Origin of the sequence: Streptomyces sp. 3330, from assembly GCF_031456635.1 — a bacterium.
Lineage (GTDB): Bacteria > Actinomycetota > Actinomycetes > Streptomycetales > Streptomycetaceae > Streptomyces.
Genome location: NZ_JAVDVA010000004.1, coordinates 301667 through 320559 on the forward strand (window position 1 = coordinate 301667; position 18893 = coordinate 320559).

General features: G+C 73.7%; 18 protein-coding genes and 1 pseudogene. 8 read left to right on the top strand and 11 right to left on the bottom strand.

Annotated elements, in window-relative coordinates; translation table 11 throughout:
- Positions 1-94: 94 nt before the first annotated feature.
- From J2X68_RS09400 to J2X68_RS09420, 5 genes are all read right to left on the bottom strand, one after another.
- Positions 95-538, bottom strand: coding sequence for a VOC family protein (locus J2X68_RS09400; RefSeq protein ID WP_310432005.1), 444 nt, complete (start codon positions 536-538; stop codon positions 95-97).
- A 97-nt stretch (positions 539-635) separates the two neighbouring features.
- A complete protein-coding gene (locus J2X68_RS09405) occupies positions 636-1727 on the bottom strand; it encodes an alpha/beta hydrolase (RefSeq protein ID WP_310432006.1) in 1092 nt (363 codons plus the stop codon).
- A 337-nt stretch (positions 1728-2064) separates the two neighbouring features.
- Positions 2065-2628 carry a CGNR zinc finger domain-containing protein gene (locus J2X68_RS09410; RefSeq protein ID WP_310432007.1) on the bottom strand — a complete coding sequence of 188 codons (564 nt, stop codon included), beginning with the start codon at positions 2626-2628 and terminating at the stop codon, positions 2065-2067.
- Between the two features lie 144 nt (positions 2629-2772).
- Positions 2773-3420 carry a response regulator transcription factor gene (locus J2X68_RS09415; RefSeq protein ID WP_310432008.1) on the bottom strand — a complete coding sequence of 216 codons (648 nt, stop codon included), beginning with the start codon at positions 3418-3420 and terminating at the stop codon, positions 2773-2775.
- On the bottom strand, positions 3417-4703 hold the full coding sequence (locus tag J2X68_RS09420) for a sensor histidine kinase (RefSeq protein ID WP_310432009.1): 1287 nt from the start codon (positions 4701-4703) through the stop codon (positions 3417-3419). Before J2X68_RS09420 ends, J2X68_RS09415 begins: the two co-directional genes overlap by 4 nt.
- A 345-nt stretch (positions 4704-5048) precedes the next feature.
- On the opposite strand from J2X68_RS09420, the gene J2X68_RS09425 reads away from it, so the two are divergent.
- From J2X68_RS09425 to J2X68_RS09440, 4 genes are all read left to right on the top strand, one after another.
- On the top strand, positions 5049-5852 hold the full coding sequence (locus J2X68_RS09425) for a class I SAM-dependent methyltransferase (RefSeq protein WP_310432010.1): 804 nt from the start codon (positions 5049-5051) through the stop codon (positions 5850-5852).
- A 54-nt stretch (positions 5853-5906) separates the two neighbouring features.
- The gene (locus J2X68_RS09430) at positions 5907-6479 is read left to right on the top strand and encodes a hypothetical protein (RefSeq protein ID WP_310432011.1); all 573 of its coding nucleotides are present in this window, start codon (positions 5907-5909) and stop codon (positions 6477-6479) included.
- Between the two features lie 157 nt (positions 6480-6636).
- On the top strand, positions 6637-8562 hold the full coding sequence (gene htpG, locus J2X68_RS09435; RefSeq protein ID WP_310432012.1) for a molecular chaperone HtpG: 1926 nt from the start codon (positions 6637-6639) through the stop codon (positions 8560-8562).
- A 489-nt stretch (positions 8563-9051) separates the two neighbouring features.
- A complete protein-coding gene (locus J2X68_RS09440) occupies positions 9052-10008 on the top strand; it encodes a collagen binding domain-containing protein (protein WP_399039582.1) in 957 nt (318 codons plus the stop codon).
- A 335-nt stretch (positions 10009-10343) separates the two neighbouring features.
- On the opposite strand, the gene J2X68_RS09445 is transcribed toward J2X68_RS09440, so the two are convergent.
- On the bottom strand, positions 10344-11483 hold the full coding sequence (locus tag J2X68_RS09445; protein ID WP_310432140.1) for a methyltransferase: 1140 nt from the start codon (positions 11481-11483) through the stop codon (positions 10344-10346).
- 78 nt (positions 11484-11561) lie between these two features.
- On the opposite strand from J2X68_RS09445, the gene J2X68_RS09450 reads away from it, so the two are divergent.
- Together J2X68_RS09450 and J2X68_RS09455 are read left to right on the top strand one after the other, a co-directional pair.
- The gene (locus J2X68_RS09450; RefSeq protein ID WP_310432013.1) at positions 11562-12224 is read left to right on the top strand and encodes an alpha-ketoglutarate-dependent dioxygenase AlkB; all 663 of its coding nucleotides are present in this window, start codon (positions 11562-11564) and stop codon (positions 12222-12224) included.
- Between the two features lie 27 nt (positions 12225-12251).
- Positions 12252-13496: an ROK family protein gene (locus J2X68_RS09455; protein ID WP_310432014.1), complete on the top strand. Its 1245-nt coding sequence runs from the start codon at positions 12252-12254 to the stop codon at positions 13494-13496.
- A 46-nt stretch (positions 13497-13542) separates the two neighbouring features.
- On the opposite strand, the gene J2X68_RS09460 is transcribed toward J2X68_RS09455, so the two are convergent.
- Together J2X68_RS09460 and J2X68_RS09465 are read right to left on the bottom strand one after the other, a co-directional pair.
- Positions 13543-14409, bottom strand: a complete 867-nt coding sequence (locus J2X68_RS09460; RefSeq protein WP_310432015.1) for a glucose 1-dehydrogenase — start codon at positions 14407-14409, stop codon at positions 13543-13545.
- A gap of 89 nt (positions 14410-14498) precedes the next feature.
- A complete protein-coding gene (locus J2X68_RS09465; RefSeq protein WP_310432016.1) occupies positions 14499-15083 on the bottom strand; it encodes a TetR/AcrR family transcriptional regulator in 585 nt (194 codons plus the stop codon).
- Between the two features lie 330 nt (positions 15084-15413).
- On the opposite strand from J2X68_RS09465, the gene J2X68_RS09470 reads away from it, so the two are divergent.
- Positions 15414-16298, top strand: coding sequence for an NAD(P)-dependent oxidoreductase (locus J2X68_RS09470; RefSeq protein ID WP_310432017.1), 885 nt, complete (start codon positions 15414-15416; stop codon positions 16296-16298).
- 64 nt (positions 16299-16362) lie between these two features.
- Positions 16363-16785 (top strand): PPOX class F420-dependent oxidoreductase, encoded by a 423-nt coding sequence (locus J2X68_RS09475; protein ID WP_310432018.1) that lies wholly within the window; start codon positions 16363-16365, stop codon positions 16783-16785.
- Between the two features lie 21 nt (positions 16786-16806).
- On the opposite strand, the pseudogene J2X68_RS09480 reads toward J2X68_RS09475, so the two are convergent.
- From J2X68_RS09480 to J2X68_RS09490, 3 genes and pseudogenes are all read right to left on the bottom strand, one after another.
- Positions 16807-17704 (bottom strand): annotated as a pseudogene (locus tag J2X68_RS09480) (phosphotriesterase).
- On the bottom strand, positions 17701-18285 hold the full coding sequence (locus J2X68_RS09485) for a DUF4865 family protein (RefSeq protein WP_310432019.1): 585 nt from the start codon (positions 18283-18285) through the stop codon (positions 17701-17703). Before J2X68_RS09485 ends, J2X68_RS09480 begins: the two are co-directional and overlap by 4 nt.
- Before the next feature lie 8 nt (positions 18286-18293).
- Entirely contained in the window at positions 18294-18860 is a 567-nt protein-coding gene (locus J2X68_RS09490) for a TetR/AcrR family transcriptional regulator (protein WP_310432020.1), read from the bottom strand.
- Positions 18861-18893: the final 33 nt, after the last annotated feature.

Below are 18893 nucleotides of genomic sequence, written 5' to 3' on the forward strand. Positions count from 1 at the left end.
CTCCGGCCACCGCGTCCTCCCTCACCCGGGCGTGCGGGCCGATCCCGCCCCGCTCCCGGGTGTTCGTCCGGCGCCGGACGGGCGGGTGGTTCTGTCACCGGCCCGGCAGGCGCGTGGTGATCTCCTGGAGCACCCAGCCGTTGCCGTCCGGGTCACTGAACGAGGCGAACGAGGCGTAGCTGCGGCGCTCCGGGTCGGGGCCGGGCACCCGCCCCTCGGTCCCGGCGCGGTGGAACACGCCGCCCGCGTCGTGGAACACGGCGCTCACCTCCACGCCCCGCGCGACGAGTTCGGCCCGGGCCGCCTCGATGTCCTGGACGACGAGATGCAGGCCCTCGACCGACCCCGGCGCCGCCGTGCTCAGCCCGGTGCCGAAGATGACCGACGCCGAAGAGCCCGGCGGGGTCGCCTGGACGACCCGCAGCCCCTCGTCGGTGGTGAAGTCGGCGTCGAGCCGCCATTGCAGTGCCTGGTAGAAGCGCTTGGCGCGGTCCACGTCGGAGACCGGCACGACCACGACCTCGAGTTTCATGTCCATGACTTGCAGTCCTGTCCGGGGGAAGGGGCGGCGGAGTGGAGCGGTGAACCGGGTGTCAGATGTTGGGTGTCAGGTACCTGGTGTCAGATCCCGGGTGTCAGGTGCCGGTGAGGCGGGCCGCCTCCAGTACGGCCTCCGCGAACGCCTCGGGGGCCTCCTGCGGCACGTTGTGGCCGACCCCGGGCAGGGTGTGGTGCGCGTAGGGGCCGATGAACTTGTCGCGGTAGGCGGTGCCGTCGCCCGCGGGGGTGAAGGGGTCCTTCTCGCCGTCGAGGGTGACGGTCGGGACGGCGATGGCGGGACCTGCGGCGAGCCGCTTCTCCAGGCCGTCGAACCGGGGATCGCCCTCGGCCAGGCCCAGCCGCCAGCGATAGTTGTGGATCACGATGTCGACGTGGTCCGGGTTGTCGAAGGCGGTCGCGGTGCGTTCGAACGTGGCCTCGTCGAAGCGCCAGGTAGGGGAGTTGAAGGACCACACCAGCCGGGCCAGGTCCCGCGTGTTGTCGTGCAGGCCCTGCCGCCCCCGCTCGGTGGCGAAGTAGTACTGGTACCACCACGCCCACTCGGCCTTGGCGGCCAGCGGGCGGCGCTGGCGTTCGCGGTCGGTGATCAGATAGCCGGTCACGGAGACGAGCGCCCGACAGCGCTCCGGCCACAGCGCGGCGATGATGCCGGCGGTCCGTGATCCCCAGTCGAAACCGGCCAGGACCGCCTTCTCGATCCGCAGCGCGTCCAGCAGGGCGACGATGTCGAGTGCCACCACCGACTGCTGCGCGTTGCGGAACGTCGCGCCCGACAGGAACGTCGTCGTGCCGTGACCGCGCAGATACGGGACGATCACCCGGTGGCCCCGTGCCGCCAGCAGCGGTGCCACCTCGGCGAAGCTGTGGATGTCGTAGGGCCAGCCGTGCAGCAGGACGACGGCGGGGCCGTGGGCGGGACCCGTCTCCACGTAGCCGATGTCCAACTCGCCGGCGCGGACCCGCTTCAGCCGCCCGAAACCGCCCGGCGCTCCGGGGGCGGAGACCGCGACGGCGGCGGAGGTCCTCCCGGCGGCACTCCCGCCGGAGGTCGGGACTCCGCCGGGTGCGGGGACCGCCCCGGCGGCCGTGGGCAGTCCGGCCATCGACGCGCCGGCGGCACCCACGCCCACCCCCACGGCCTTGCCGAAACCTCGCCTCGTGAACATCTGGAGACCTTCCGTCGATCGGACACGGCGCGAACGTGGCACGACCCTGACACGAGATGCGTCACCTGTCAAACCGGTGACGCACGAAGGGTGCACATGCAAAAGGGCCCGCCGGTGGCGGGCCCTTCGGGTTCGGAGGTGACGTGGGCGCGGCCCGTCCGGCACGCGTCCGGCGCTGCGCGGCGCGCCTGGTGAGGCCCGGTCGCCCTGTTCGCGGCCGGGTCGATTCGCGGTGTCGCCAGGTCGCTGGGTCGCTCGGTGCGCCTCGGGAAGGGAGAGAGACGGGGGAGGCGGACGAGGCTGATGGGGCGGAGGAGGTGAGGAAGGCGGGTGGGGGTCAGCGGGAAGCGGGCTCCTGTGGCTGCTTCTTGCGGGCCCGGTAGGCCGCGGCCTTGAGCTTGTTGCCGCAGGACTCCATGCCGCACCACTGCCGGCGCATGCCGCGCGAACGGTCGATGTAGACGCGGGTGCACTCGGGGTTGCCGCACTCCTTGAGCAGCGGCACGTCCGGCCCGCCCAGGAGCTCGACGGCATGTCGCGCCACGGTGGCCAGCGCCTGTTCCGGCGTGGCGTTCGTCCATCGCCCCGTCTCGGTGAGCTGCGGGGTCGCGGGAGTCCCGCGGGCCACGCCGTTCACCGCGGCGAGCGATTCGGCGCGGTGGGCCTCCCCGAGGCGACGGGCCGTGACCAGGTCGTAGACGGCTTCGCGGAGCGCGATCGCCTGCGCCACGTCGGTCTCGCCGCTGGGCGTCACCGCGTCGACGACCCCGGACTCGACGTACCACGCCTCCAGGCGGCTCGGCGTCGCGAACATCTCGAACCGGAGCGATCGCCGCGCGCGGAGCGTCGCCGCGAAGTCGAGGGCCGGGTTTCCGCAGACGAAGACATGGTCCAGATTCACGTCACCATCTTGACAGGTGACATGTGGGCTTGCAAGGCTCGTCACCTGTCAGGCCGGTGACACGGCCTGGAGGTGGCCGACGACGACGCGTGGCCGATGGTCCGGAGGGGGCGCGGTGAGGCCCGTCGGTCTCCTCCCGCGTCGTCACGGCAGCAGTCGCCGCTCCTTGGCGACCGCCACCGCGCCGGACCGCGTCTCCACCCCCAACTTGCCGTAGATCCGACCGAGATGGGTCTTGACCGTCGCCTCGCTGATGAACAGCGCCCGGGCTATCTCCCGGTTGCCCAGGCCACGGGCCAGCTGAGCGAGGATCTCGTGCTCACGGGCCGACAGGGCGGGGCGCGGACTGCGCAGCCTGGTCAGCAGACGGTCGGCGACGGGCGCCGACAGCGTGGTGCGGCCGGCCGCCGCGGAGCGGATCGCCGCGAACAGGTCGTCCGGCCGCTCGGCCTTGAGGAGATAGCCGGTGGCGCCCGCCTCGACGGCCCGGGTGATGTCGGCGTCCGTGTCGAACATCGTGAGCACCAGGACCCGGGGACCTGCTTCCGGTCCGCCGGTCAGACGTCGCGTCGCCGTCACGCCGTCCATGCCGCCGTCGAGCTGGAGGTCCATCAGCACCACGTCGGGGCGCAGCCGGGCGGCCAGGGCGATTGCCTCCTCGCCGGTGCCCGCCTCGCCGACCACGTCGATGCCCTCGGCGCTGGACAGCAGGGCGCGCAGTCCGGCCCGGACGACGGCATGGTCGTCGCACAGCAGCAGCCGGACGGGCGGCGGGGGCACGGACGCGCTCACGGGACGGGCTCCTTGTCCAGGTCGGGAACGAACGCGGGCAGGGGCACGGTGACGGTGACGACGGTGCCCTCGCCCGGGGTGGACTCGACGCTGAGCGCGCCGCCCGCCTGCCGGGCCCGGATCCGCATGGCCGGCAGCCCGTGCCCGCGCGTGCGGTCCCGCTCCGGTTCCGACACCGACCCCGACCCCGACACCGACCCCGACCCCGGCTCCGACCCCGGTCCCGGTCCCGGTCCCGGTCCCGAAACCCTGAACCCGCGTCCGTTGTCGGCGACGTCCAGGGAGACCAGGTTGTCCAGACAGGTGAGGGTCAGGACACCGCGGGTCGCCGCGGCGTGTTCGCGTACGTTGGCCAACGCTCCCTGGGCGATGCGCAGGAGCGCCGCCTCGACCCCTTCGGGCAGCGGCCCCGGGTCGCCGTCGAGCCGGAACTCCAGGGCCAGGCCCGGGCCGCTCTCCCGTGCGGTGAGGAGGGCCAGGGCGTCGGGGAGCGTGTGCGCGACGAGGTCGGCGGGTCCCAGGCCGTGCACGAACCGGCGGGCCTCCGCGAGGCCCCGTGAGGAGATCTCGGCGGCCTCCCGCAGATGCCGCCGGGCCGCGCGCGGATCCGACTCCCAGACGCGCTCGGCCGCGTGCAGCAGCATCCGCTGACTGGACAGGCCCTGCGCGACGGTGTCGTGGATCTCCGTGGACAGCCGCTGGCGCTCCGCGAGCACACCCGCCTGCCGTTCGGAGGCCGCGAGGTCGCGGCGCGTCCGGACCAGGTCGTCGATCAGCACCCGCTGCCGGGCTCCCTGACGCTGCAGATGGACCATCACGGCGGTGGCCACGGCGGCGACGGCCGGCGGGGCCAGGACCATGTTGGGATTGAGCGCATCGTCCGCCACCCGCACCTCGGAGACCACGACCAGCGCGGTGAGCACGGCCGCGAGCGGCACCGCCAGCCGTGGCGGCAGGGCGTGCAGGCCGGCGAACAGCAGCGGCATGGCGCACCAGGTCGCGCTCGGCGCGAGCGCCAGAAGAATCACCCAGACGGCCGAGACCGAGCCCAGCCAGACCAGATGGCGCGATGACGGTCCGGAACCGGGCAGGGGCGCCGGGGCCAGGACCCGCCCGAGGACGTAGAGCAGGCAGAAGACCGCGTACAGCGCCACCACCCATCCGGCGTGCGCTCCACCCCGGTCGCGGCTCAGGAAGCGGACGAACGAGGAGCCGAGCAGCACGAAGAACGCGAGGTGCACGACCGTGCCCAGCCAGCGCTCTTCCGGATCCGTGGGTCTCATCCTCCGTGTCTAACGCGACGGACGCCCGGCCGCATCAACCGATCGGCTGACATCCGGATCACCCGAACCGGCGTGCCGGCCGAGACGGTCGTACGAGGCGGCCGCGCCGAACCACCGCGAGGCTGGAACCGGATCCCGCACCGGACGGGAGACGCCGTTCGCGAACCCACGACCGCCTGAGGCTCCCCCTCAGCCGGAAGCCTCACGATCGCCGGTGACCGCGCGACAGCCCGGAAACCCACCAGGACCGGGGCGCCGCGCGGTCACCGGAACCTCGCGAACGTCACCCGCCCCAAGCCCCCTCGGGTCACCTCGAGGACATCACTCGGAAAGGCCGGGAATCGCATGCCTGCCAAGAAGCTCACCGTCAACCGCGCGGCCCTCGGTCACCGCATCGGGTACGCCCTGCGCCACCCCGACCGGGTGCCCCGCCATGTCGCCCGCGCCGCCCGGGACCTGTGGCTGAGCCGCCGCCACCAGGATCACGTCGCCTACTACCGGGCGGTGATGCGCTCCGACACCCGCGCCGATCCGGACGCGGCGGTCGGCAGCCGCAACCGTGAACGGTGGCTCGCCCTCGGCGCCATGCAGTTCGACTACCTGGTCGGACACGGTCTGCGTCCGGAGCACCGCATGCTGGAGATCGGCTGCGGCAACCTGCGGGGCGGCTGGCGGTTCATCCGGCACCTGGAGCCCGGCCACTACCACGGCATCGACATCTCGCCCGACATCCTCGTGGCCGCGCAGGACACGATCGTGGAGATGGGGCTGCAGCAGCGGCTGCCCGCGCTGACACCGGTGCGCGACCTGACACTGCGGTTCCTGCCCGACGCCCATTTCGACGTGGTCCACGCGCACAGCGTCTTCTCCCACTCGCCGCTCCCGGTCATCGAGGAGTGCCTGGCCAACGTGGGACGGGTGCTCGCGCCGGGCGGCTGGTTCGACTTCACCTTCGACCGCACCGAGGGCGAGGAACACCACGTCCTGCGCGAGGACTTCTACTACCGCACCGACACCCTCGTGGCGCTGGCCGGTAAGCACGGCCTGCGAGCCGACTTCATGCACGACTGGGAGGAACTCCCGCACGGCCAGTCCAAGATCCGCGTCACCCACGGAAGCTCACCGGCCCGCAGACCCGCCGTGACATGACCCGACCGGAACCGTGCGGCCCGCCTCGGCGCGGTGAGAGGGGACCATAGGGGCATGCGGATGCACGGAGAGCGGCTGCGGGCCCTGGCGGGGGCGGTGGTGGTGGCGGGTCTCGCGGCGGCCTGCGGCGGGCAGGGAGACGGCGCCCGGTCGGCCACCGCCCCGGCCGCCCCGACCGAACCGGCCCCCCGGTTCGACGAGGAGATCGGGCTGCCGGACGGCCGACGCGTGGGCATGGCGTACGTCGAGGGGCGCGGGCTCGTGGAACGGCACCGGGACGCGGACACACGCGCGTGGAGCGCGCCGCGCGTGGTGTACGCGACCGTCACCGACCGGTGCCGGAGCCTCACGCTCAAGGCGTCCGGCGGGAGGGTCGCGGTCATGGCAGACTGGGGCGCCTACTGCTACGACGGCGAACCGCCCATGGAGTCGATCGCGGCCGTCGGCACGGCGGACCTCACCCGGTGGGACACGAAACTCACCACGAGCTTCGACGGCTGGACGAAGGTCGCCCCCGTGGGCGGCTCGGGAGACCTGGTCTTCTCCCGCGGTTCCACCGAGTGGCTGACCCGGCTCCGGTGGAGCGAGGCGGAAGGCTTCGCGGAGGTGGAGGAGATCCGGCGCTGAACCACGGGGCCACCGACCCGGCCGCCCCCCCGGGCGCCTTCCCCGGTCACCCGCGTTCGGACGATCACGAACAGCGAGCGTCGCGGGCTGACTTGGTGTTTTACAGTGGCTCTCGCCAGTCCAGGAGACTCCGGAACCTGTGAGGTACACGCCCATCATGTCGACCGAAACGTTTGAGTTCCAGGTAGAGGCCCGTCAGCTGTTGCAGCTGATGATCCATTCGGTCTACTCGAACAAGGACGTCTTTCTCCGCGAGCTCGTCTCCAACGCCTCGGACGCGCTGGACAAACTGCGTCTCGCCGCGCTGCGGGACGACGCGCTCGGCGCCGACGTCTCCGACCTGCACATCGAGATCGAGACCGACGCGGCCTCCCGCACCCTGACGGTGCGGGACAACGGCATCGGGATGTCGTACGACGAGGTCGGCCGGCTCATCGGCACGATCGCCAACTCCGGTACGGCGCAGTTCGCGCAGGAGCTGCGCGAGGCCCAGGAGGAGGCCGGGGCCGAGGGGCTCATCGGCCAGTTCGGCGTCGGCTTCTACTCCGGCTTCATGGTGGCCGACGAGATGACGCTGCTGACCCGGCGGGCCGGCGAGAGCCACGGCACCCGCTGGTCGTCGCGCGGTGAGGGCACCTACACGCTGGCGAAGGTGGACGACGCGCCGCAGGGCACCACGGTCACGCTGCACCTGAAGCCGGCCGACGCCGACGACCAGCTGCACGACTACACCGCGGACCACACGATCAGGGAGATCGTCAAGCGCTACTCGGACTTCATCACCTGGCCCATCAGGCTGGTGCCGAAGGCGGTCGACGGCGAGACCGCCGACGCCGGGGAAGCGGCCGACACCGCGCCCGAACCCGAGACGCTGAACTCGATGAAGGCCCTCTGGGCGCGCTCGCGCGACGAGGTGTCCGACGACGAGTACCACGAGCTGTACAAGCACATCAGCCACGACTGGCGCGAACCGCTGGAGACCGTCCGGCTGCAGGCGGAGGGCACCTTCGAGTACCAGGCGCTGCTGTTCCTCCCCTCGCACGCCCCGCACGACCTGTACAACCAGAACTACCAGCGCGGTGTGCAGCTGTATGTGAAGCGCGTCTTCATCATGGACGACTGCGAGGCGCTGCTGCCGCCCTACCTGCGCTTCGTCAAGGGCGTGGTCGACGCGGCGGACCTCTCGCTGAACGTCTCGCGCGAGATCCTCCAGCAGGACCGGCACATCCGGATGATGCAGCGCCGGCTGACGAAGAAGGTCGTCTCCACGGTCAAGGACATGATGACCTCGGCCCCCGACCGGTACGCCACCTTCTGGCGGGAGTTCGGCGCCGTCCTGAAGGAAGGCCTGCTGACCGACTCCGACAACCGTGACGCCCTCCTCGCCGTCTCGTCGTTCGCGACCACGCACAGCGCGGACGAACCGACCACGCTGAAGAGCTACCTGGAGCGGATGAAGGACGGACAGGACGCCGTCTACTACCTGACCGGCGAGTCCCGGCAGAGCATCGAGAACTCCCCGCACATGGAGGCGTTCCGGGCCAAGGGCATCGAGGTCCTGCTCCTCACCGACCCGGTCGACGAGGTGTGGGTCGACGCCGTGGGCGAGTACGAGGGCAAGCCGCTGCGGTCCGTCGCCAAGGGCGAGGTGGACCTCGGCGGGGAGGACGACGACAAGGCCGACGGCGAGCGCGAGAAGCAGGGCGAGGAGTACGCCGGTCTGCTCGGCTGGATGAAGGAGCAACTGGGCGAGGACGTCAAGGAGGTGCGCCTGTCGTCCCGCCTCACCGTGTCCCCGGCCTGCATCGTCTCCGACGCGCACGATCTCACCCCCGCGCTGGAGAACATGTACCGCGCGATGGGGCAGGAGGTGCCGCGCGCCCTGCGGATCCTCGAACTCAACCCCGACCACGTGCTCGTGAAGGGCCTGAACGAGGCCTACAAGGAGCGGGAGGACCGTGCGGGGCTCGCCGAGACCGCCGAACTGCTGCACGGTCTGGCGGTTCTCGCCGAGGGCGGGCGGCCGAAGGATCCCGGACGGTTCGTGAAGCTGGTGGCCGACCAGCTGGAGCGCGCGCTGTAGCGGACGTCGCGAGGGCCGGGCCGGGGCCGGGCGGACCCGGCTCCGGCCCGGCCTTGCGGCTCCGGCTCCGGCTCCGGCCCGGCCTTGCGGCTCCGGCTCCGGCCCGGCCTTGCGGCTCCGGCTCCGGCCCGGCCTTGCGGCTCCGGCCTTGCGGCTCCGGCTCCGGCCGTTCGGGTCCGGTCGCTGCCGGGTCCTCTGTTGTCCGGCCTCGGCCCGCCCCCCGCCCCGCTGCCTGCGGGGTCCTCTGTCCTGCCCCTCCGCGCCCCCGTCCGTCCTCTCCGACAGGCCCCGGCCTGAGGCCCCCAGGCCCGTTCGTCCTGCGCCTGTACGTCCCAGGCCCGCGTCGGCCCGTCGGCCCGCTCACCCGGAGCCCTCTGCCCGGTTTCTTCACGCGCCGCACACCGAAAGTACTCGTTGCTTGAGTAAAGCAAGTGGGCTTACGATGCTGCGCAGTCGTGCAGGACCGCATCCCCCCACGGAAGCTCGGCCATGTCCCATGCGCAACCCAGGTCCGCCGAGGCGTCGGACGCGCGGGCCGTGGGCGCCGCGGTCGCCGTGCCGCTGGCCCGCGCGGTCGCGGAACTCGTCGCGGTGGTCCCCGGGCTGTCCGACGACGGTCCGGCCGACGACGCTCCGGTCAGTGGCGGGCGTCCGGTGCGCGGGCAGGTGAGGGGCGCGGACGGCGTGCCGGTGGACGGCGCCGCGATCACCCTGATCTCGCCGGGCGGGCGGCAGTTGAGCCGCGCGGTCGCGGGGCCGGACGGTTCCTACGCCGTCGAGGCGCCGGGGGAGGGGACCTACGTGCTCATCGCCGCCGCCGACGGCCACCAGCCGCAGGCGGCGACCGTGCCGGTCGGGGCGACGCCGGTGACGTACGACGTGCTGCTCGGCGGCGCCCGCGGGCTCGTCGGCACCGTGCGGTCCGTGGACGGCGGGAAGCCGGTCGCCGGGGCGGTGGTCGTCCTCACGGACGCGCGCGGCGATGTGCTGGCCACCGCACGGACCGACGACGCGGGAGAGTTCTCCATAGCCGCCCTCGTGCCGGGTCCGGCGACCCTCGCGGTCAGCTCGCCCGAGTACCGGCCGCGGGCGCTGCCCGTCGAGATCGGGGGCTCCGGCGTGACCCGGGTCGAGGTCGCGTTGCGGTCCGGCGCGCTGGTGCGGGGCACCGTGCGCGGCGCCGCCGCGCCGCTGTGCGACGCGCGGGTGACCCTGGTGGACGCCGCGGGGAACGTCGTCGCGACCGCCACGACCGGCAGCGACGGGGCGTACGCCTTCCCCGACCTGGACGGCGGCCGGTACACGGTCATCGCGGCCGGTTACCCGCCCCGCGCCGGCGGCGTCAGCCTCGGCGGCGGTGACGTGGACGACCACGACATCGAACTCGCCCACGCCGGCGACTGGTTCACCGACCGCGGCCACGACGCGGCAGCGGCCATGACATGACGACGGCCATGACGCGACGACGGGCCGGATGGGGGGCCGGCGGCATGGGACGGCGGGCGCCGGGCGGCGGATTCAGGCGAGGAGGACCCTGATGCCCGCCGGCTGCCGAACGGGCCGCCGTGCCGGTCGCGTCGCCCCTCGACCACGCTGACGGCCGCCGTCACGACGGCATCGCCAACGTCGACATCGGCAGCGCGCTCGACCAGGCGACGGCCGGCGCGATCCGCGACCGTCCGACAGCGCACCCGGACGCCGTCGACGGCCGCACCTCTACCCGGGCGTGGGACGGGAGGCCACGGCGCGCACCGTGGAGCGGACCGTCACCGGCGCCGGACTCACCCTCTCCTGACCGCCTTCAGCACCACGAACTTCCGGTCACCGGCGACCAGTTCACTGTTGCCGAACAGCCGCTTCAGCTTCACGTGGTAGCCGAGGTGCCGGTTGCCCACCACCCACAGCTCGCCGCCGGGCCGCAGGGCGCGCCGCGCCCCCGTGAACATCCGCCAGGCCGTGGCGTCCGTCGTCGCCTGGTGGGAGTGGAACGGCGGGTTGATCAGCACGATGTCCGCACTGCCGTCCGCCACCCCCGCCAGCCCGTCCCCGACCCGGAACTCGGCGTGCCCCGGCACCCCGTTCGCCTTGTACGTGGCCTCCGCCGACGCCACCGCCTGGAACGACTCGTCCGTGAACAGCACCTCGGCCTCGGGGTTGGCCAGCGCCACCGCCGTGCCGACGATCCCGTTGCCGCAGCCCAGGTCGACGACCCGCCGGGTGCCGCTGGTCGCCGGCAGGTGCCGCAGGAGGAACCGGGTGCCGATGTCGAGCCGGTCGGCGCAGAACACGCCCGCGTGGTTGACGACCGGACGGCCCGACAGGGCGCCGCCCACGTCGTCGGGAAGGTCGTAGGCGTACGGCCACGGGTTGACCGGACGGCGCAGCGACGGATCCGGGGTGCAGAAGATGAGCCGGGCCTTCTGCTCGGCGAGCGAGGTCCGGGTCGGCCCCAGGATCCGCTCGAACAGTCGCAGCGTCGAGGTGTGGATCTCCTTCACCATGCCGGTGCCGACGACGACCGTCTCCGCGTGCACGGCGGGCGCCAGCCGCAGCAGCTGGTCCTCCAGCAGCGCCAGGCTCTTGGGCACCCGGACCAGGAGCACGTCGATCCGCTCCGGCACCGGGTCCTGGGTCGTGAGCAGCCGGACCGCGCCGGTCTCGACGCCGGCCCGCGCCAGGTTGGCCCGGGTCGCCTCCTGCCCCAGCCAGGAGTCGGTGATCTGCGTCGGGCGGTGCGCCGCGAGCGCCGTGACCAGCGCGCCCCAGCGGTCGCCGAGCACCACCACCGTGCCGGTCGGCGGGACCTCCCGCTCCGCGAGGTGTCTGAGCAGGTACGCGTCGGACGCGTCCCAGGCACGCAGCGTCTCTCGCGGATCCTCGGGGTGGCGGGCCAGCGTGACCTCGCCCCACGGCGTCGTCATACGGTCGTTCATCGTGCCTCAAGGCTAACCGAGCAGCAGCTCAGGCCCGGTGTCGGACCCATGGCGCAGGATGGGTGCATGGACTCCGAGCTGTTTCCGCGGGAACGGGCGCAGGTCGCGCCGGGCGCGGTGCATGTGCCCGACTGGGTGGACCCGGCACACCAGCGCGAGCTGCTCGAGGCCTGCCGGGACTGGGCCCGCCCGCCGGCCGGCCTGCGCACGGTCCGCACACCCGGCGGCGGCACGATGACCGCCCGGCAGGTCTGCCTGGGCTGGCACTGGTACCCGTACGCCTACGCCCGCACGGTCAGCGACGGTGACGGCGCGCCCGTCAAGCCCTTCCCCGGCTGGCTGGGCGAGCTGGGCCGGCGCGCGGTGGCCGACGCGCTGGGACCCGAGCGGGCCCGGGACGTGGCGTACGACATCGCACTGATCAACTTCTACGACGGCGACGCCCGGATGGGCATGCACCGTGACGCCGACGAGAAGTCCGACGCGCCCGTGGTCTCCCTCAGTCTCGGCGACACCTGCGTCTTCCGCTTCGGCAACCCGCGGACCCGGACCCGGCCCTACACCGACGTCGAGCTGCGCAGCGGCGACCTGTTCGTGTTCGGGGGGCCGTCGCGGCTCGCGTACCACGGGGTGCCGCGGGTCCTGCCGGGCACGGCGCCGCCCGGCCTCGGCCTGACCGGACGGCTGAACATCACCCTGCGGGTGAGCGGCTTCCCCGACGCCAGCTGAGGAACGGATCATGGGAGACTCGCCCTCATGAGCGGCAAGGCGGACCCCCGGCCGGCGGGGGATGGGACCACCTCCAGAGCGCGGCTGGACCGGGGGCGCGGTGCGCTCGGACCCGCGCTGGAGCTCGTGCACACCGGACGGGCGCCCACCCGCGCGGTGCTCACCGCCGAGCTCGGCGTCACCCGTGCCACGGCCGGCGCGGTCGCCGCGGAGCTGGAGGCGCTGGGCCTGATCCGCGTCGACGCACGGCCGGGCGCCGCCGCCGGTTCGCAGGGCCGTCCCTCGCACCGGCTCGAGGTCGCCGAGGAAGGCCCCGTCGCCCTTGCCGCGCAGGTCCACGCCGACGGGTTCCGGGCCGCGCTGGTCGGTCTCGGCGGCCGGATCGTCGCCACCACGCCCAGCTGCGAGACCGTCGACGCCGACCCCGCCAAGGTGCTCGGCGCCGCCGTCGACGCCGGCGCCGACCTGCTGCGGCAGACGGGCCGGACCTGTGTGGGCGCCGGACTCGCGGTGCCGTCCGCGGTCACCGAACCCGAGGGGCTGGCCCTCAACCCCCTCCACCTGGCGTGGCCGGTGGGCGCGCCCGTGCGGGAGATCTTCGCCGAGCGGATCCGGGCCGCAGGTCTGACCGGCCCCGGGTTCGTGGGCAACGACGTCAACCTCGCCGCCCTCGCGGAACACCGGCACGGCGCCGGACGCGGCGCCCGCGACCTGCTGTGCGTGGCCACCGGGCACCGGGGCGTCGGCGGCGCGCTGGTACTGGACGGCCGTCTGCACACGGGCAGTTCGGGCCTCGCCCTGGAGGTCGGCCATCTCACCGTCAACCCCGAGGGCCGCCCCTGCTACTGCGGCGGCCGGGGCTGTCTCGACGTCGAGGCGGACCCGCTCGCCCTTCTCACCACGGCGGGCCGCGAGCCCGGCCCCGAGGGGTCCCTGCTCCAGCAGGCCAACGAGCTGATCCGCGAGGAGTCCGGCGACCCGGTGGTCCGCATGGCCGCCGAGGCCCTGATCGACCGGCTCGGCCTGGGCCTGGCGGGCCTGGTGAACATCCTCAACCCGGACCGCATCATCCTCGGGGGGCTGCACCGCACCCTCCTCGACGCCGACCCCGACCGGCTGCGCGCCGTCGTGGCCGACCGGAGCCTGTGGGGCCGCAGCGGCGGCGTCCCCATCCTGGCCTGCTCCCTCGATCACAACAGCCTGGTCGGCGCTGCCGAGTTGGCCTGGCAGCCGGTGCTGGACGACCCGCTGGGGGCGCTGGGCCCCCTGTGAGACGCGGCGCCGCCCCTCCGCCCGCGCGGTCACCCGTGGGGCCCGCCTACAGCGCGGCCCCGCCGTCGATCACCAGGTCGGCGCCCACGACGGACGCGGCGTCGTCCGAGGCGAGATACAGCACCGCCTGGGCCACCTCCTCGGTCGAGGACACCCGGCCCAGCGGTGACTGCTCCTTCATCCGCAGGGCGCGCTCCTCCTCGGACTCGCCGGGCCGCAGCGACATGGCCGTCCCGGACGGGCCGGGGCTGACGGCGTTGATCCGGACGCCGTCGCCCAGGTGTTCCAGCGCGGCGCCTCGGGTCAGCGAGGTCACGGCCGCCTTGCTCGCGGCGTACGCGGTCAGGCCCGGGATCTGCCGGTGCACGCCGATGTCGGACGACACGTTGACGATCGCGCCGCCGCCCGGCTGCGTCCGCATCTGCCGCACCTCGGCGCGCAGCGCGAGGAAGACGCCGGTCAGGTTGGTGTCGACCATGGACCGCCAGTCCTCCTCGTCGACGTCGGCGAGCGGCCGTCCCGCCCGAAGGATCCCCGCGTTGTTGACGGCGACGTCGAGTGAGCCGAAGCGGTCGACGGCCGCCCGGACGAGCGCGTCCAGGTCCGCGGCGCGCGAGACGTCGGCGACCCGGGCGAGCGCGGTCCCGCCGGCCCGTTCGACGAGCCGGGCCGTCTCGTCGAGCGAGGCGCGGGTACGCCCGGCCACCACGACCCGGGCGCCCTCGGCGGCGAACGCCAGGGCGAGGGCGCGTCCGATGCCGGAGCCACCACCGGTGACGAGCGAGGCGCGGGTACGCCCGGCCACCACGACCCGGGCGCCCTCGGCGGCGAACGCCAGGGCGAGGGCGCGTCCGATGCCGGAGCCACCACCGGTGACGAGCGCGGTGCGGCCGGAGAAGCGGTTCCGAGACATGACAGTCCTTTCAAGACCGATCATTCCAGTATTCGGGCAGGTCGATACGCCCCACGGGCCCCCGCCGGTGCGGGCGGGCCGCTGGGCGGTCAGTCCAGCAGGGTGAGCGCCTGCTCCGCCGCGTCCCGCACCCGCGCGGGATCGGGTGAGGCCTTGCCGACCACCCGCAGTCCCTGGAGCAGGACCAGCAGCATGCGCGCCAGACCGCGCGGATCGCGCCCGGCCGGCAGTTCGCCCTGCGCCCGCGCGCGCACCAGCGCCGACTCCAGCAGCGTCTCCAGATGCTCCCAGCTCCGCTCGACCCGGCGGGCCGACGCGGCGTCGTGCGGGGCCAGTTCCGCCGCCGTGTTGGTGACGAGGCACCCGTACGCCCGGCTCGCCTCGTCCGTCGCCTCCGCGGCGAACCGCCGAACGACCGCACGTACCGCGGGGAGGGCCGGCCCCGGCTGCGACAACTCGTCCAGGAGCAGCGGCTGGTACGTCTCGCCGTACCGGTCCAGCGCCTTCAGGTACAGAGCGTGCTTGTTGCCGAAGGTCGCGTAGAGACTGGCGCGGCCGATGCCCAGGTGTGCGACGAGGTCCGCCATCGACGTGGCCTCGTAGCCGCGCCGCCAGAACAGCTCCAGCGCCGACCGGAGGGCTGCGTCCGGGTCGAATTCCTTGGTCCTGGGCATGGGGTGACGCTAGATCAAACGAGAACGAACGGTCAAGTAAGGCGGCCGGTGCGGTCGGCTGCCTGCGCGAGTCGCTGGTACCGCGGGCGGGCGGGAAGGAGGTGTCCGGCCGTCATCGCCGCCGGCCCACCGTCGTCGGTGCCGGGTCCGTCCCGCCCGTCGCTACCAGTCCCGCGCCGCCGCCCGCAGCCGGTCGCGGACCCGGAGCACATCCGGCTCGGCCTCGCTGCCGGGACGCTGGACCAGGAAGAGCGTGCTGCGCGGCGGCTCCTCGGCCACCAGGCGTGGCTGGACGGCCTGGTCGGCGCCGCGTCGAAGTAGGTTGAGGCCATGACAGACGAACTGACCGTGAGCGTCCTCGGCACCGGCATCATGGGCGCGGCGATGGCCCGCAACCTCGCCCGGGCGGGCCACACCGTGCGCGCCTGGAACCGCACCCGGGCCAAGGCCGAGCCGCTCACCGCGGACGGCGTCACCGTCGTCGACACCCCCGCCGAGGCGGCCGAGGGTGCGGACGTCGTCCTCACCATGCTCTACGACGGCCCCGCTGCCCTGGAGGTCATGCGCGAGGCCGTGCCCGGCCTGCGGGCGGGAGCGGCCTGGGTGCAGTCGACGACCGCCGGGACGGGGGCCATCGGCGACCTGGCGGCCTTTGCCGACGCACACGACCTGGTCTTCTTCGACGCGCCCGTCCTGGGCACCCGGCAACCCGCCGAGGCCGGTCAGCTGACCGTGCTCGCGGCGGGCCCGAGCGAGCACCGCGACGCGGTGGCGCCGGTGTTCGACGCGGTGGGCGCGCGAACGGTGTGGACGGGCGAGGACGGCGGCGAGGGCAGCGCCACGCGCCTGAAACTGGTGGCCAACAGCTGGGTCATCGCGGCCACCGCCGCGGCCGGCGAGGTCCTCGCCCTGGCGCAGTCCCTGGACGTCGACCCGGACGCGTTCTTCGGGCTGATCGCGGGTGGTCCGCTCGACATGGGGTACCTGAAGGCAAAGACCGGCCTGATCCTCGACGACCGGCTCTCGCCGCCGCAGTTCGCGGTCGCGACGGCGGCCAAGGACGCGCGGCTGATCGTCGAGGCCGGTCGTGGGCACGGTGTCCGCCTGGACGTCGCGGCGGCGAGCGCCGAGCGTCTGGAGCGGGCGGCTGCCCAGGGCCACGGCGACGAGGACATGGCCGCCGCCTACTTCGCCAGCTTCGACGAGAACGCCTGAACCGCGAGACACCGCACCGCCGGACACCCCAACCGCGAGACACCCCGACCGCGAGGAGATCCCCGTGTCCAAGCCCCCGCTCCCGCCCGAGGCCGTCGCGTTGCTGGGCGGCCCCCACCCCTGTGTGATGGCGACCCTGCGTTCCGACGGAACCCCCGTCTCCACCCCCACCTGGTACCTCTGGGAGGACGGGCGGGTCCTGATCAGCCTGGACGAGGGCCGGGTCCGTCTGCGGCATCTGCGCCGCGACCCGCGCGTGACCCTCACGGTCCTCGACTCCGACGACTGGTACACGCACGTCACCCTCATCGGACGGGTGGCCGAGCTGCGCGAGGACGAGGGCCTGGCCGACATCGACCGCATCTCCACCCACTACACGGGCAAGCCGTACCCCGACCGGGTCCGCCCCCGTGTCAGCGCCTGGATCGAGATCGACCGCTGGCACGGCTGGGGCGCCCTCAAGGACAGCGACCAGGCGTCCACCTGAACGCCCGCGCCGGGCCCGGCGTCAGCGCCACTCGACGCCGAAGGCCCGTCCCGGGTTCTCCGCCAGGATCCGCGCCACGAGTTCCGCGCCCACGGCGAGCCGGCCGTGGCCTGACCCGGCGGAGCAGATACGGCATGCCGGGGCCGCCGCCGACCGAGCGGGCCGCGGCCGTCGTGGTGTCGCCGCCGAGCGCCGGCCGGTCGCCGAAACCGGCGCCGGCCAGGGCCCGTACGGCGTCCGGCATCCGCCGGTCGGTGGCGTGGTGGGCGCGGGACGGGCCGCCGAAGGCGAGCCGGCAGCCCGCCTCGGCGGCCTGCCGGTGCACCACCGCGTCGGCAGCGCGGTGGTGATGGCCGAGGATCACCCGGTGCACCGGCACGCCCGACTCGCCGCACAGCAGGGCGATCACGTCGAGCGCGCCGGTGCCCGGCTTGAGGTGGACGGCGATCGGCGCGTCCGTCGCGTGATGCGCCTCGGCCGCGGCGGTCATGGTCCAGCGGGTGTGCGCGTCGAGGGGCGTGGAACCCGCCCGCGACCTGGACGAGACCGGCGTGGACCCCCGAGGTCCCGATGCCCTCGGTCGGTTCGGCCACGAACGCCTCGGCGAGCCGGCGCCGCAGACCGCCGGGCGTCGCCGCGTCGTAGTGGACGTCCTGGTGCAGCCCCGTCGCGGCCACCACGTGCCCCCCGGCCCTCCCCGGGACAGCCGCGGCAGATCGGCCGCGCGCCGCCCGAGCCCGTACGGCGTCCACCGCACGACGGCGTCGCCGCCCTGCGCGGAAGGCGGCGAGCTCGGCCAGGGCCGCGGAGCGGCTGTTCAGCTCCTGCCCGGCCGGCCGACGAACAGGTGGTCGTGCGCGTCGCACACGCCGAGCCGCTCCGCCGGCAGGTCCCCCAGCACGGTCCGCGCCGCACTCACCACTGCCGGCCCCCGGGCAGGGCGGTCCGCCCCGGCGCCGACAGGTGCAGCACGCGGAACAGCTCCCCGTCGGCCTTCGGCGTGCCGTGCTCCCAGAGCGAGAAGCTCACGCTCTCCCAGCGGCTCGTGTCCACCGCCGTCGCCGCGAGCACCGCGCCCTCCTCCCGCGCCAGCCGCCCGGCCTCCGCCGCCGCGTCCCGCGCCGCCGCGGACAGCGCGACCCCGTCCGGGAGCGGCACGCGCCGCCGTACGGCGAACAGGGCGGGGGACCCGGCGGCGACGCCCTCCTCGTACGCCAGACCGGTCCACTGACGGACCGTCGGGCGCCCGAAGTCGTCGCTCAGCCGCTGGAAGCCGCCTCCCCAGAGGAAGGCGTTCATACCCTCGACGGTGTTCCAGAGGTAGAACGGCGCGTACTGGTTGACCGGCGAACCGTGCACACCGCGTGCGCGCACCAGGTACGCCTTGAGGCCGAGGCCCTCCCAGTCGTCGAGGAGTCGGCCGACACGGGACACGCGCGCGTGGAGGGTGTCCATGTCGTAGTCGGCGGGCAGCGTGATGTCGTACTGCATGGCGTGCATCGGGCCTCCTACACGGCCGGCCGGGGGGCGAGCAGCGACAGCAGCCCGCGGACAGCCGCGTCGAAGGCGGTCGGCGAACCGGACGCACGGGCCAGCACATAGCCGCCCTGCACGGTCGCGACGACAGTCGCGGCGATCGCCTCGCCGTCCAGCCAGGGCCCGAACCGGCCCTGCTCCTTGCCTTCTTCGACGAGGTGCGCGATCCGTTCCCGGATCCGGTCGATGGTCTCGTCGACGGGCTCGCGCAGCTCGTCGCTCGCGACCACCTCCGGGTCCATCGTGAGCCGCCCGACGGGACAGCCGCGCAGCACGTCCCGCTCACGCGTGAGGTAGGCCTCGATGCGCTCGTACGGCGTGCCCGGCCCGTCGAGTACTCCCTCGGCCGTGGCCCGCATCTCGTCGGCCGTCCGCCGGATCGCCGCCAGGGCGAGGTCGGGCTTGCCCTTGAAGTGGTGGTACATGCTGCCCTGCCCGGCGCCCGCGCGCTCCAGGATCGCCTTGGGGCTGGTCCCCACATAGCCGCGCTCCCAGAGCAGCTCCCGGGTGGACTCGATCAGCCGCTCCGCAGTGCTCATGGGCCGACTGTACATACCAGTAGGTACAGAAGT

Bases quoted from the DNA above. Each gene is read 5' to 3' on its own strand.
- J2X68_RS09400 (WP_310432005.1), bottom strand. From the start codon at position 538: ATGGACATGAAACTCGAGGTCGTGGTCGTGCCGGTCTCCGACGTGGAC.
- J2X68_RS09405 (WP_310432006.1), bottom strand. From the start codon at position 1,727: ATGTTCACGAGGCGAGGTTTCGGCAAGGCCGTGGGGGTGGGCGTGGGT.
- J2X68_RS09420 (WP_310432009.1), bottom strand. From the start codon at position 4,703: ATGAGACCCACGGATCCGGAAGAGCGCTGGCTGGGCACGGTCGTGCAC.
- J2X68_RS09425 (WP_310432010.1), top strand. From the start codon at position 5,049: ATGCCTGCCAAGAAGCTCACCGTCAACCGCGCGGCCCTCGGTCACCGC.
- J2X68_RS09430 (WP_310432011.1), top strand. From the start codon at position 5,907: ATGCGGATGCACGGAGAGCGGCTGCGGGCCCTGGCGGGGGCGGTGGTG.
- htpG (WP_310432012.1), top strand. From the start codon at position 6,637: ATGTCGACCGAAACGTTTGAGTTCCAGGTAGAGGCCCGTCAGCTGTTG.
- J2X68_RS09440 (WP_399039582.1), top strand. From the start codon at position 9,052: ATGTCCCATGCGCAACCCAGGTCCGCCGAGGCGTCGGACGCGCGGGCC.
- J2X68_RS09445 (WP_310432140.1), bottom strand. From the start codon at position 11,483: ATGACGACGCCGTGGGGCGAGGTCACGCTGGCCCGCCACCCCGAGGAT.
- J2X68_RS09450 (WP_310432013.1), top strand. From the start codon at position 11,562: ATGGACTCCGAGCTGTTTCCGCGGGAACGGGCGCAGGTCGCGCCGGGC.
- J2X68_RS09455 (WP_310432014.1), top strand. From the start codon at position 12,252: ATGAGCGGCAAGGCGGACCCCCGGCCGGCGGGGGATGGGACCACCTCC.
- J2X68_RS09460 (WP_310432015.1), bottom strand. From the start codon at position 14,409: ATGTCTCGGAACCGCTTCTCCGGCCGCACCGCGCTCGTCACCGGTGGT.
- J2X68_RS09465 (WP_310432016.1), bottom strand. From the start codon at position 15,083: ATGCCCAGGACCAAGGAATTCGACCCGGACGCAGCCCTCCGGTCGGCG.
- J2X68_RS09470 (WP_310432017.1), top strand. From the start codon at position 15,414: ATGACAGACGAACTGACCGTGAGCGTCCTCGGCACCGGCATCATGGGC.
- J2X68_RS09485 (WP_310432019.1), bottom strand. From the start codon at position 18,285: ATGCACGCCATGCAGTACGACATCACGCTGCCCGCCGACTACGACATG.
- J2X68_RS09490 (WP_310432020.1), bottom strand. From the start codon at position 18,860: ATGAGCACTGCGGAGCGGCTGATCGAGTCCACCCGGGAGCTGCTCTGG.